Source organism: Blautia sp. AM47-4, assembly GCF_003479865.1.
Classification (GTDB): domain Bacteria; phylum Bacillota; class Clostridia; order Lachnospirales; family Lachnospiraceae; genus Fusicatenibacter; species Fusicatenibacter saccharivorans.
Genome location: NZ_QUHY01000024.1, coordinates 13,197 through 26,761, shown reverse-complemented (window position 1 = coordinate 26,761; position 13,565 = coordinate 13,197). Strand labels below are relative to the sequence as shown.

General features: G+C 39.4%; 15 protein-coding genes and 1 pseudogene. All 16 read right to left on the bottom strand.

Annotated features, from left to right (window positions below):
• Positions 1-13: 13 nt before the first annotated feature.
• Positions 14-325: a winged helix-turn-helix domain-containing protein gene (locus DW965_RS14225; RefSeq protein ID WP_002317714.1), complete on the bottom strand. Its 312-nt coding sequence runs from the start codon at positions 323-325 to the stop codon at positions 14-16.
• Between the two features lie 115 nt (positions 326-440).
• The gene (locus DW965_RS20080; RefSeq protein ID WP_243036645.1) at positions 441-797 is read right to left on the bottom strand and encodes an ATP-binding protein; all 357 of its coding nucleotides are present in this window, start codon (positions 795-797) and stop codon (positions 441-443) included.
• Positions 798-826: 29 nt separating this feature from the next.
• Complete coding sequence (locus DW965_RS14220) at positions 827-1,810, bottom strand: histidine kinase dimerization/phospho-acceptor domain-containing protein (RefSeq protein WP_243036644.1); 984 nt, start codon at positions 1,808-1,810, stop codon at positions 827-829.
• Positions 1,792-2,460, bottom strand: coding sequence for a response regulator transcription factor (locus tag DW965_RS14215; RefSeq protein ID WP_002317716.1), 669 nt, complete (start codon positions 2,458-2,460; stop codon positions 1,792-1,794). Before DW965_RS14215 ends, DW965_RS14220 begins: the two co-directional genes overlap by 19 nt.
• 12 nt (positions 2,461-2,472) lie before the next feature.
• Positions 2,473-3,225, bottom strand: coding sequence for a lantibiotic immunity ABC transporter MutG family permease subunit (locus DW965_RS14210; protein WP_002317717.1), 753 nt, complete (start codon positions 3,223-3,225; stop codon positions 2,473-2,475).
• A gap of 1 nt (position 3,226) precedes the next feature.
• On the bottom strand, positions 3,227-3,985 hold the full coding sequence (locus DW965_RS14205) for a lantibiotic immunity ABC transporter MutE/EpiE family permease subunit (protein ID WP_002317718.1): 759 nt from the start codon (positions 3,983-3,985) through the stop codon (positions 3,227-3,229).
• On the bottom strand, positions 3,978-4,682 hold the full coding sequence (locus DW965_RS14200) for a lantibiotic protection ABC transporter ATP-binding subunit (RefSeq protein WP_002317719.1): 705 nt from the start codon (positions 4,680-4,682) through the stop codon (positions 3,978-3,980). Before DW965_RS14200 ends, DW965_RS14205 begins: the two co-directional genes overlap by 8 nt.
• A gap of 149 nt (positions 4,683-4,831) precedes the next feature.
• Positions 4,832-5,742, bottom strand: a pseudogene (locus DW965_RS14195) (conjugal transfer protein).
• Between the two features lie 17 nt (positions 5,743-5,759).
• On the bottom strand, positions 5,760-6,767 hold the full coding sequence (locus tag DW965_RS14190) for a C40 family peptidase (protein ID WP_002317721.1): 1,008 nt from the start codon (positions 6,765-6,767) through the stop codon (positions 5,760-5,762).
• Complete coding sequence (locus DW965_RS14185) at positions 6,764-8,974, bottom strand: CD3337/EF1877 family mobilome membrane protein (RefSeq protein WP_119198488.1); 2,211 nt, start codon at positions 8,972-8,974, stop codon at positions 6,764-6,766. Before DW965_RS14185 ends, DW965_RS14190 begins: the two co-directional genes overlap by 4 nt.
• Positions 8,974-11,424 (bottom strand): ATP-binding protein, encoded by a 2,451-nt coding sequence (locus DW965_RS14180; protein WP_117557166.1) that lies wholly within the window; start codon positions 11,422-11,424, stop codon positions 8,974-8,976. The genes DW965_RS14185 and DW965_RS14180 overlap by 1 nt, the downstream gene beginning before the upstream one ends.
• Positions 11,402-11,800, bottom strand: a complete 399-nt coding sequence (locus DW965_RS14175; protein ID WP_002317724.1) for a conjugal transfer protein — start codon at positions 11,798-11,800, stop codon at positions 11,402-11,404. The genes DW965_RS14180 and DW965_RS14175 overlap by 23 nt, the downstream gene beginning before the upstream one ends.
• A gap of 163 nt (positions 11,801-11,963) precedes the next feature.
• The gene (locus DW965_RS14170; protein ID WP_002317725.1) at positions 11,964-12,470 is read right to left on the bottom strand and encodes an antirestriction protein ArdA; all 507 of its coding nucleotides are present in this window, start codon (positions 12,468-12,470) and stop codon (positions 11,964-11,966) included.
• A gap of 15 nt (positions 12,471-12,485) precedes the next feature.
• Positions 12,486-12,983, bottom strand: a complete 498-nt coding sequence (locus DW965_RS14165; RefSeq protein ID WP_002317726.1) for an antirestriction protein ArdA — start codon at positions 12,981-12,983, stop codon at positions 12,486-12,488.
• Positions 12,980-13,192: a hypothetical protein gene (locus DW965_RS14160; RefSeq protein ID WP_002317727.1), complete on the bottom strand. Its 213-nt coding sequence runs from the start codon at positions 13,190-13,192 to the stop codon at positions 12,980-12,982. Before DW965_RS14160 ends, DW965_RS14165 begins: the two co-directional genes overlap by 4 nt.
• 121 nt (positions 13,193-13,313) lie before the next feature.
• Entirely contained in the window at positions 13,314-13,505 is a 192-nt protein-coding gene (locus DW965_RS14155; protein ID WP_002317728.1) for a hypothetical protein, read from the bottom strand.
• Positions 13,506-13,565 lie beyond the last annotated feature (60 nt).

Genomic DNA, 13,565 nt, shown 5'->3' with positions numbered 1-13,565 from the left:
TTGTGAAGTACCGCTACGGTTTTTCTTCGCTGAATTTATAACCCACACCCCAAACAGTCAAAATATACTGCGGATTGTCTGGATTGGGTTCTATTTTCTTTCTAAGTTTTCGGATAAACGAAGTCATGTTGTTTGCATTCGGTATATCATCATCTCCCCATACATTCTGATAGAGTTGTTCTTTTGTGAATACCTGTCCTTTATGAGAATACATAAAATACAATAGGTCAAATTCCTTTGCAGTCAGATAAATTCGACTGCCTTGTTTATCTACCACAGTGCGAGTAAAAGGATTGATATATAATTCTTCTGTTTGTATGTTCATAAGTGTCGGACTTGTATTCAGTTTCGTAGACAGCCATTCTAAGGTTTGCTGAAATAAGTTATTCTCTTTATCATTAAATTCTACAACTAATATTTTCCCATAGTATCCCCCCTAATTAAAATTTTCTATCAAGAGGGAACACGAGAGTAACTCTTGCCCCTATAATCTTATTATTTTCTTCTAAGTTTTCAAGCCTGAGAAATCCAAAATGTTCCCGCATGATTTTGTTTACGATTGCAAGTCCCAAACCGTAATGAGTGCCATTTCTCGCCTTGTTTTCAGAATAGAATTTTTGAGTTGCTCTTTTTAGGCTTTCTTCACTAAACCCTTTTCCGCTGTCAGTAACACTTATCCTATATTCAGATATATGTTTTTGAAATTGCAATTTTAATTCTGTATATTCTTCCGAAAAATCAACAGCATTTGATACTATATTTTGGAACGCTTTTTGTATTGCTTTTCCATCTATCAATAAGTCATCAGCAATATCTTTTTGTAGAACTACAATAGATATATTTTTAGGGAAGCTATTTGATTTGCCAGTGAAATTAGTTCATTTACATATTCTTCGCCCAAGGAAATATAATCCGTTTTTAAGTGTTCCATTTTCACAAGATTTTTTAGTTCTTCTACATATTCTGATATTCTTTTTATTCCGTCTTGCGCATCGTTTAAATACTCCTTTTGTTTTCCTGTTATTTCTGTTTCTTCCAGCAATTCCAAATTTCCAGATACAACCGTAGCAGGTGTTTGTATATCATGCGTAAGTGCTTGAATACCATCTTCTAATAATTGAGCTTGCTTTAATTGTTTTTTTGTACTGTCTTTTACTGCTTTTTCCATTTCGTTCAAAACAATTAAAATATCATTTATTTCTTTTAATGTACTCGATACCCCAGAGATTTGTTCATCATCATTCAAAATGGTTTCACGTATACTTATGATTTTATTTAGTTCTTTACGCAACTGATTTCTATGCCATTTTAGAATGATAAAAAAACCTATAACAACTGTAACAAAAAAGGAAAGAACAACTGTTAAATCAGCACTCGGAAAAACATTTCTCAAAAAATCATTTGAAAATTGGGAAGTGCCACTTTTATATCCCAAAATCCATTTTTCAGATAAACCATTGACACATTCATATTTCGTTCCGTTCATAAACTGCAAATGTGTAACTTGTCCCTCTTTATAAACTTCTTCTATAAGTTCTTTATCCTGTATTGTGCCAGTTATATAATTGCCGTCGTTTGAAAGTTGCGCATATTCTATATATGCTGGTATATCCTTAGCTTCAAGCACTCCATTGACAGCTTTACCTGTTATATTTTCCACACTTTCAGATATTACTTGCGGAGAAAGAATTATCCCTGTTTCCGTTAAAAATAAAGTTCCTGCTCCAAATATAACAATCACTATGAAGATGTAGCATATTTGAGAAATACTAAGAGTTAAAAGCATTCTCATTATTGATTTTTTTCCCATTGATAGCCCACTCCCCAAATTGTCTTTATCGGTTCTTCGTTATAAACTTTAAATTTCTTTCTTATCTCTTTTATTCTTTCTCGTATGGTCGTTTCAGCGTCTCCAATACCGTCAAATCCGAAAATTCTTTCATATATTTCATCTTTTGTAAATACACGATTAGGATTTTTCATGAGCAGACAACATATTTCATATTCAGACGGCGTCATATTTAACTCTGTTTCATTTACATAGATTTTCCTGCTCGTAAAATCACAAAAAACCTGTCCTATATGAATTAAATTGTTTTTTCCTCTATTTTCTCGACGCAAATGTGCTGTTATCCGACAACGAAGTTCTTTAATGGAGAACGGCTTAATAATATAATCATCTGCTCCAACCGAAAATCCTTCTACTAAATCTTGTTCAAAATTTTTGGCAGTTAAAAACAATACAGGTATATCAATTTCACGCCTTTTATCTTTCAAAAAAGTAAACCCGTCTAATTCGGGCATCATAACATCAAGTATCATCAAATCGTGTGCATTGATTTCTCGAATAGACACTCCCGATAAACCTGTATAAACCGTTACAGAATGTTCTTTTTCCAAAGTATTTTTTATAAGTTGAAGTAATGTTTTATCATCATCTATCACTATAATATGAGCCATGCTGTTTCTCCTTTATTCTTTTGATTTACCCTCCCAATTTTTAAACCATAATACAACTCCGATAAGCAGTAAAACAAAAGATACAAATTGTATCGCTAAGTCTAACGGTAAATTTACTCCCTGTACGCTTAAACTAATATTCTCGAAATAGAGGGTTGTTGTTTTTAAAGTCCAAATCCATGGAATAACTCTCCAAAGTTGTTCTTCAAGCATAGGAAACGAGCTGATATAAGAAACAAATATTGTTCCTAAAATTCCAATTCCTATGGAAGCTCCCATTCCCAAGTAAATACTAATCCATAATTGAAATGGAACTAAAAAAAGAGAACCTACAATAAAAATCAATGTAGTTTTTAAAGCAGGGATAAGCGTATAGTTTTCTGGTTTATAGATACACCATATACTAACATATAATAATAACATAGAGAATACAACAAAAAAAGTCAATATACCTATCAAATACATAGCTTTTGCGAGAAAGTTCATTCCCCTGTGCGTACTTTTTCTTATAATTTGATAATTCCCAGCTTCTTGTTCTTGCTCTCCTGTAATTCCAGCCAAAATCCCAATTAAGATAGGCGCAATCATAGCCGATATAGTTATCCAATAATTACCGCTATTCATGACAATTTCATTTTTATCGCTTGACCTAAAAACAAACAGAATAAAACCAACTATAACAAAAGCCAGTACAAAAGGTATTTTCTTTAATATCGTTCGCTTACTCTTTAAATGCTCTGCATATAAGACTTTCATGAAATACATTTTAATTTCCCTCTCTTTTTGCAAAAAAGATTGATGTGATATAGGTAAATATCATGCAACATAATACCGCTGACAATATTCCCAGTAGGATTGAATTTGTATTTAACAAATTACTTGTATTTTCCAAAACAATTCCATTTGGGTGTATTTTTGTAATCGGTACAATACTTCTTACCGCATAGCTATATGGATTTAAAATCCAATAATTTTCTGAAGCCATAATCGGAGCTGATACAAAGCCAACAAAGCCTATACCTAATGCACCAGCTAAGCCAAAATTATGAGTACAGAACAATGAGATCGGGATAATCGCCAATGACATCAACCATGTAATTCCACCCATTTCTAATATTGATATAACGGTATTCATACCAAGATGATTGCATAATGCCAATCCACATACGAATATAGTCAATAGTGCAGTAGCCACAAACGAGTAAAATGCTAAAGTAAATACTTTTACTGTCCAAACCCGTTTCACTGAATATGCTTCTACATAAATAGAACGATAGGTATTATTTTTCTTTTCTTCATACTCGCTTAAAATACACAATAGTGAAATTCCAAGTGTATTAAAAGATATTGTCCACATATTAAAAATCATTTTTGTGTAATGTTCCCAAGAGTTTTCTAAGGTATCTGGCGCAAGATTTGCTACAATCATAAGCAGAACAGCAAATATGACAGCACCAATAAAAAGAACAGGTCTAAGCAATGTCCTTTTGGATTTTAATAATTCCATACGAAATAATTTATACATAGAAACATTCCTCCTCTTTGGTAACGTTCATAAATATCGTTTCTAAATCATCAGTATCGTTGATTTCTCCCTCATACTTTAGTTTTCCATTGATGATAATTCCGATGTAGGACGCTATATGTTGGATTTCTGCAAGGTTATGACTGGAAACCAAAACCGTAATTTGATTTTCATTCAGTCTTTTTATTAAATCTCGTAATTCTTGAATACCAATAGGGTCTAAACCATTTGTAGGTTCGTCCAAGATAATTAAATCTGGATTTCCTAAAAGAGCTATTGCAATTCCTAATCTTTGCTTCATTCCAAGCGAAAAATTAGAAACCTTTTTCTTTCCTGTCTTATCTATTTTTAATAGTTTTAAAACACGGGTTATTTCATTTTCTGATACTCCTAACATACAAGCGTGTATCAACATATTTTCTTTTGCCGTCAAATTGCCGTAAATTGCAGGACTTTCTATTAAAACTCCTATTTTGTTCAACGTATCTCTTGACCACGGCTTTCCTTTAAAAATAACTTCTCCCTCACTAGGTTTTAATAATCCGCAAAGTAATTTCATGGTTGTGCTTTTTCCCGCACCATTTGGACCAAGCAGACCATAAGTTTCTCCTTTTGGCACTTTCAAAGAAAGTCCTTTAATAATATTTTCGTTTTTGATGTTTTTGGTTAAATTTTTTGTTTCTAAAATGTAGTCCATGGTCTACCGCCTTTCCTTACTTGAAATTTACTTGTCAGTGTATGTATCACTTCAAGCATTTATAAGATAAAACATAATTATAATTAAATTGTAACTGAATTAAAAAAAGGCTTACGAAACATAAAAATTGAATCGTAAGCCTTATATAACTATCCTACAATCTTCCAGTTGCTATCCTTATGTAGCACCAGCTCATACTGTGACACCTGCGTTGCCTTTGTCTGATTATCAATGAATTTCACAGCTACCTTGACTTTCACATTGTCCCCGTCCTTTGTAAAGATAGGGTTTACCAGTTCAGAATAAAGGCAGTCCCTGTCAATAGGTTCAAGCACATTTCCCGATACATAATAGGCAAGTTCCTTTTCTGTGGCTGTCGGGTACAGCTTAAAGAATGTTTCCAGAAATGCCGTAGCGTCATTGATTGTGTCAGCGTCCACGCTGTTGTCGGCTTCTGGTGTCTTTGGTTCATAGTCCGATTTTTCGATTGCTGGGGCAAGGGTAGGGTTCTGAACGATTACCATATTTCCGTCAGCGTCTACATGGACTTTTACGGTATAGGTTGCCTTGACGCTCGTTGTCTGTTCTCCCTCTTTTATCTGCTGATCTACTTCGTAGGTAGCAGAAAAAGTGTCCGTACCAGACTGTTCAATGCTCCATACAAGTACATCTGTTACCGTGGAGCTGGTCGGTATATCTGTCCGAATGGTATCTACATTCAAGTCCTGCAATTCCTTTGTCAGATAACCGCTGATTGCCTGCGTCCTTGCTTCAATCGCTTCTTTGCTGTTGTTCCATGTGTAATAGGACTTTGCAAAGTTCTTCACGAAATTTTCAATACCGCTGGTATCATGTAATCGTAACTGGATTGTTTCTGTTTCGTGTACCGTGTGCATATCAATAGCGGTAAAGTTCTTATATACGCCAAAGCTCACGCTTGCAATAAGCACCGCCCACAATGCAATCACGGATTTTTATGTGTGCCTACCTTGAAAGTACGCACCTTTTTTTCTTTGGGTTCTTTGATAGTTTCTGTCTGTTTCTTATTCTTTCTAAACATGATGAAATCCTCACTTTCTATTGTTTTACTCGTCCTGCACCGATTAAGTGCTGTTGCCAGTAACTATTCGTTAGGTCTGCATATCCTATCGGGTCGCCTGCATGGTACATCTGTGTCGGTGAAATGACAATACCGACGTGTGTTACATAACTCCCTGCGTCATAGGTGGAATGGAAAAATACCAAGTCGCCAGCCTTTGCCTGTGATAAGGGGATATGCTGGGTTGCGTCATACTGCATTTGTGCCGTTCTCGGTAAAGAGATACCAGCTTTCCCAAAGCACCATTGCGTCAGTCCCGAACAGTCAAAGGACGTGTTGGGATTGCTACCGCCGTACACATACTTCCACCCTTGATATTTCAATGCTTCATTCATAACCTTTTGTGCCAGCTCGCCCGATATTTGAGGAACAGTCAAATACTGATTGACTAATTCCACATAGAACATATTTCCATAGCCATACCGCCAGCCACCATTCTTTGCAACGGCTATCGGGTTGGTGTAGGTTACTTTCTTTCCACCCGATTTTTCTTTTGCGAAGTTTTCCGCAAGATTGTATGTATGCTTCTTACCTTTTCCAGCTACATAACCCACATAGCCACCGCCATAGTTATAGGACTGTATCGCTACATTCAAATCGTCGATACCTTGACTTTTGCAGGAAGAAAGCAGGGACGCAAAATATTTACACCCCTGCTTGATTGAGCTTTCCGTATCTAAAGAATTAGGCGGTAAACCAAGACTTTCCGAACTCTGCATGACATCTTCTGCCGTACCGCCACTTTCTACTTGAATGATAGCCAGCAACACATTGACATACTCGGAAATGCCGTATTCTCTGGCGTACTTTTCCACCATAGGCTGATGTTTCAACACTTCTGCGGATAGGTTCATACCACCAAAGGAAGAAGAATAGTTACCGCCCCCGTCGTCGTCCTCTGCACTAATCAGCACCCCGAAAAACAATACAATGGAAATGAGGATAGGAAACAGACTGCCGATAATGGCGATATGCTTCAATCTCATTTTTTCTTTTGTCCTTTCTGTAATACGGTCTTACGGTTTTTCTCGGTATTTACTTCCGATTGCTTCGTAGTTTGTGTCTGTTGAACCTTTGTCCTGCGTTCTTTCGTGTAATTCTGGCGTGTTTCCTGCGATACGGTCTTTTCTACATTCTGTTTATGTAGTAGCTGTTCAGATTTAGTCGTTTTTATGTCAGAACCACCCGAAGATAGCGGACGTTCTTTCACAGCATTTGTCTTGACTGGTTCACTTGCTTTAGAAGTGGTCGCTGTGGCAGGGCGTTTGACTTCCTGCATTTTTTCCACGCTCGGCTTTGCGGTTGTGGCTGGTCGTTCATGTGGACGGGTAGCTCCTTTTGTCGCTGATCCGTCCGTATGCGTTCTTTCCTGCCTTGCTTCTTGTGCCTTTTGGAGTTCCATTCGCTTGTCAGCGATATTTTTCTTATGCTGTTGCTGTTTTTCTAAACGTCCCGATTGCCGTTCTTTCTGTTCCTGCACGATACCACGCTTGAAATCGGAAACACTGGACTTTGCCTTTTCCTTTGCGGAGTGGACGGCATAAGCGGTCTGTGTCGGCATATCTTTGATATTCTCTTTGACGGCGTTTGCCTTGTCTTTCACTTTATTTTTCGTATCTAAGACAGCACCGACCTTTGAGCCTGCACGATTTCCAAAACTGGAAGAAGTGTTGCTTCGTGAAAAGGTTTGTTTATCTTTTTGAGGATTACTCCTTGAAGAACCATTACCCGATAGCATAGCTCCCGTAACTGCACCCGTGCCAGCTCCAACCATACTTCCATGACTAACAGCCCTTGCGATACGGTGTTCCATACGCCTAGCCCTATGTCGCATGAACAGATACGGTCTGCGGAATATCCTGCGTCCCATGCTTTGACTGTCGCCAGCGTTTAAGCTGAACATACTCATTAAGTCGCCCAGTTTCATGTAGATACCTGCAAAGCACACTATCTGCAAGAACGCTATCATAAAGAACGGATAGTCTGTGGAAATGTTGTAAAACATACTGGAAATGCTAAACGCCACCGTTACAATGAGCGTTATTCCTGCCCGTGTCATTATGGTATTAAATACCCTTACGATTGCCTGCTTTGCCATGCTTTCATAGCTCGGTATCATGGAGAGTAAAAAGCTGATAGACAAGAACATAGCGAAGATAATAAAAAGTATCTGGCTAAATATCATCATGCCCGTAAGCAAGAATACAAATATCGTGATACCAAGATTTAAGAACAAGAGGAAGAACACCATACCCAAGCGGTTAATGACCTGCGGTATCGTCAGATTGTTGTTGTCGTTATCCTCGATTTCTGTTTTTACGACTTCCTCTCTTGTTTCGCCGTCCTCGTCCTCTGGGCTTGCTGATACGAGAGCTTCGACACGTTCTGCCCCGATTTCCTCTGCGTTGCTGTTGCCAAATTGAAGCAAGAGCCACGGCTGTTGTACTTGAATGGAAAACAAGCTGTCCCGTATCAAATCCACGCTATCCCTGCCCTCACTGTCAGAATTAGGGAGCATGATTTTTGTTCCCAAGTCCAATGAAGCGGTGCTGATGTCGCTTGAAAAGTCATTGACTTTCTTAATGTAGTTGGGAGCATAGGCAATAAACGAAGCCGACAGAATGAACACCACAACAAAGTTGATAACGGCGTGTAATGCCTTACTGGTTTCCCGTTTGATTAGTCCCGTATAGGCAACATACATTCCCACCACTAAGATAATGAGAAGCAGGAAACCGACATAAAATCCCGTAGAAGAAAAGCCGTTCTCGGTAACGCCTGCAAGGGTCTGTATGCTTTTTCCGATACTGTCTGCCATATCGTTGATAAAATCCAGCTTGTAGGCTTCCTGCACCACATAGCCCGTTGCATTGGATAGGTAAAGGCTTATCGTCCAGACAAAGTTGGTAATGCAGTAAAGCCCGTACTGCACCGATTTTCCGATACCGTCCAGCCAGTTCCACGGCAACCACGACCAGCTATTATCCACATAAAAATCAAGCTGGTAGTTGGAAAGCGGATATTTGGAATAAAGATTTTCTGCGTTTATGGTATCGTCCACAAGCCCCGTCGCATGAGCCACCGTCCCCAGAAGTGAAAGCAGGATAAGGGAAAGTGCCACGACAAACAGAGCCATTTTGAGAAAGTGGAAAATCTTCTTTTTTGTGAACGCACCTTTTATCCTTTCTTTCATCACTCCACCTCATTTCTTTTCACTGGCGGTCTGGTATCAAAGGCGTGTAGCAGTTCTTCAAAGACTGGGTGTATCTGCACCACACCGACACGTCCGTATAAGTCCTGCAATAAACATTGTCCGTTCTCCAAATCACGCAAGCGTTTCTGGTTGTTCTCGTCGTCCTTGTCGATACCGAAAAATTCTAAGGTCTGCTTTATCTCGTTAATATCAGTAGAACGGAAAGCGAATTTCAAGCCGATATTGTTTTTCAGACTTTCTTTTGACACGTCCCCAGAAGATTGTGTAACAAAATAAACGCCTGCCTGCATTGCACGTCCAGCACGCACCAGCTTATTTGATAAGGTTTCGCCTTGTGCCACATTTAAGAACGCCCACGCTTCATCAAGGTCTACGATTTTGAAAATAGAACGGTCGCTGTGAATAAAATCTAAAGCAAAGGTACTAATCACAATAAGCATAGACACCGACAATAATTCAATGGTTGTGTATTCCTCAAAGGTCGTGTCCTTATCTGGCAGTACAAGGTCTGCTACTTGAATGATATTGAGCTGGTTATCTAAACTGATTGCATTTTCTACCGTACCGTCTGAAAACAGCAGGTGTGCAAAGTCGTAGTCCGTGAAGCTGTCGATATGGTCTGCGATATTTCTTGATATGGGTGTATCTTCACGGCGTAGCTCGTCTATCACATGAAGTAAGCCCCGTTTGTCGCTTTGGGTAACGGCACGAACTGCTTTACGAAGTACGGGGAATTTTTCGCCGTCCCTAGAGGAAATACCCGTAAGGAATGTTAAGATGTCGATTGCCAGACTTTCAGCGTCTTTTACATTTTTCATAATCACGAACGGGTCAAGAAGTCCTGCATTGTCCTTGTCGCTGGTAAGATTTACGATATTGATTTCATGGGCTATCTCTGGGAGTGTTTCTTTCCAATTTCCTCTTTCACTCTTAGGGTCTAAGATAACTGCTTGTCCCCCAAAGAGAACCGAATAATAGACAAGCAGATTGTTGCAAAACGACTTTCCACCGCCAAGCGAACCGACAAAGGCAGACGCTAACGCATTGGTAACAGTGCCTTTTACACCCTGCGAAGCTAAAGACGGTTGCAGGTACACATTTCTTCCCGTATCAACGGAATAACCAATATAGATACCCGTGTTTTCTCCTAACTGCTGTGTAGCACCAAAACCAAGCCCTGCTAGAAAATCACTTTTAACATACTGCACATAGTCATTGATGTATCGCTTGCTGGCAGGAAGAAATTCAGAATGAAGCCCCAGCATATCGCCAGCAGGACGCACCAGCTTTACATTGAGGTCGTCGTAAAAGTCCTTGACTTCATCACAACGGCGTTTCAGCTCGTCAAGATCGGGTGCAGACACCCGTATGACGTAGCTTAACTTATACATACTTTCTTTGCTCTGGTCTAAATCGGTTTCCAACTCGTCCACGCTGTCTAATGCGTCCACCACATTTGAGCTGGTTTCACTTCCTGCTTGATAAGCGTGATTGTCAAGGTCTTTCAATTCCTTTTTCTTGTTGCGGACTGTCGTTAATGCTTTTCGGTTTTCCACGATTTCTACATTCATAGAAGTATCAACGGGGAATGTGAATTGCTGTTGCTGGAAATAGAAGATTTCAGACGACGGAAAATCAAGCTCCCCGACAATCGCATTGACGGTAAAGTAGGACACATAGCTTTCCTTGTCCTCGTGTTCCAATCGTAAATACCGCTGGCTTTCCTCAATCACACACCTTGTCGGACGGATAAGGTCGTAGTATTTTATCAGCGTTTCTTTCTTATAGTTCTTCTTTGGTATCTGGTACTCATAATCTTCATAGGCGATACCGTCCCTGCCGTAAAGATGTTCCATGAGATACCCAAAATCATGGATTTCCAAGCGACGCACCTTAAAGCGACGGGAGATTTTATTCTCCAGTAACTTTTCCATTTTCATGTAACGGTTGATTTCATCATTCGGCATGGAAACAAAATCATTCATCAGCGTGTGATTGACTTCATGGAGAAATTCTTTAAATGTCAGCCACGCCGATTTTTTGAGGTTCTTCAGATTGAGCTGTTCTTCCGTAACCATGAGCTTAAAGCCAAGAAAAAAGCGGTAGTCCACTTGATTGTCCCCAATCATAGAAACCAACGCCTCGGTCTGTTCGTCTATTTTTTCTAATGCCACTTCACGAAGTTTCCCCGTTACTAATCGTTTGGATTGTTCCTGCATACTTCGTATGGAGCTTTCCGTCGCTATCTGCAAGGCATGGATTTTACCCTCACGGGACTGTGCGATAAGCTGGCGAAAGCTGTCATGCACGATAAACTTTTCTTCTGCGGATAGAAAAGAATAGTTGTAGGGTATCAGCTCATAGTAAGCGAACACCTCATTGTCCTTGTTCCAGACAAGGTTGTTGTCAATATATTTTATCGGAAACATAGTTCATACTCCTTACTGCCGTAATATTTTCATGTAGTATCTGCTTATCCAGTTTTACGGCTTTTCCTGCATAAGTGATTTTCGGACGCAACGCATAGGTTATCTGTGATTTCAAAAAACTGTAAGGCTTCTTGCCGTCAAAGGTTTTCTGGCTCATAAACCAAGTGAGGAAAACGGGAATACCGAAGTATTTTAGAAACGCCCCCTCAATCATGGAAAGTGGCGGTAAGTCTCCAAACAGAATGATGATAAATTCCGTAATCACAAACCATGTAATCTGTGTAAAGGTAACGGGAAAGGGCAAGTTAAAATCGTTGATGGCATACAAGACTTTTTCCACGTTCCAGATACCCGTGTAACTTTTAATCTTTTTCAAGTTCTTTCAGCTCCTTTCTTTATTCCTGCCGTGTTTCTCACGGCATAGAGGTATCCCTTGTGGGATTTCGTAAGTTCTAAATGAGAAAAGGACAGCCATGTTTCAGACTGTCCCTCAATAAAATCGCTGTCAGTAGCAACAATGCTGTTGCTGATCTTCCAGCTTATCGTTTGATTTCACACATACCGTACCTTGTTTCGATAAAGTAATCTTCAATCTCAATATCTCTGCCGTAGGCTTCACAGTCTATGTAATGGTAGAGGGCAGGCGGTATCTCGCCAAGTGCATTTTCTTCATAAATTTTTTGGTATGCCACATCTTCCATACTGTTGCACCCAGAATAGCAGATAATATCGTCGATATGGTCTGCCAGTTCTTCGACACTTCCGTAATAAGAAACAAAATCGTCCAGCTTATCCAATACTTCCTCTGGAAAATCTTGTATCAGTTCATAGATACGGTTCAGTTCATCAATGGACGTGTATTCTTCAATCTTCATCGGGAAGTTTTCAGTATCGTGTATTGCGTATTCTTCATAGCGTCCGTTTAAGCCGATACGTTCTCTAATTTCTTCCTCATTTAAGGGAAAACGAAACCAAGCCCCTTTGACACCGCCCTCAACATAATCGCCTAAGTTTGCGATATAGACTGCCATATCATCAATGCTCATCAGACCACCTCATTTCTAGGGCAGTTCATAAATGCCGTGTTCCGTTTCCACGAAATGTCCGTTATCGTCCAGATATTGTCCGTAGGCTTCAAAATCGAAATATCGGACTAGGCGTTCGTCAATCTCTGCAAAGGCAGGGTCATTGTCGAGCAGATGTTTCGCCACATCAGCCATGTTCTTACACCATGAATAGTGGATAATGTCGTGTCGGTGGCTGTGCAGTTCGTCAAGGTCAGTAAACCAGCATAACAGCTCCGCACAATCTTCTTTCAAATCCGCTGGCAGACTTGCATAGGTGGAATAAAGGTCATTGAGCCTTTCGACGCTGGTATCTTCCCGTACATCATCAGAAAAGGGGAGTGCTTTGTCTACAATGCGGTAGTTCTCGCTTTCTGCGTCTATTCCCAGCTTTTCTAAAAATTCTTCCTCGTCAATCGGCAGGGTAAACCATGCGGACAATAGTTCCTCATTGGTTGCTTGTGTGCTTTCGATACACACCCTTAATTCATTCATACGTTTTCACGTCCTTTCTTCAATGCTTCTGCTATGACGGCATAGGGAACGCCGAATACATAGCGTGTAAAATCTTCTAATTGTTTCGTCGGATAATCAGCAAGGCAGATACGCTTTAATTCAAACCACACCGCACGACGTTTGTAGGGCAGGTCTGAAATATATTGACAGCCGATTTTTGCCTGCATATCCGTAAAAATATCATTCAATGTATCACTTCCAATCTTGATAAATCTTAAATTTAGGTATGAAAAAAGCAGTCAATCCTAAGACTAACTGCTTTGTATGTATGCTGGTATGAAGTTGTGAAACTGGGATTTGTCGTCTGTTCTATTTTTTTAGATTTGTTATAAAACCAGAAATAGCAGATATAAGCCACCCCAAGCCAATAACAATTAACGCAATTTTCCACCCTATACCATTATCAAAAACAAAGATAAATGTATATAAAGCGAATAAGCTAATAGGAATAGCAAGTCCATATAACACTAAATGAAATTTTCTCATTTTTTCTTTATCCATTTCTTTGTTACCTCATTAACTTCCAATCTTTTTACTTCTCGCTATAATCATATCACTTTC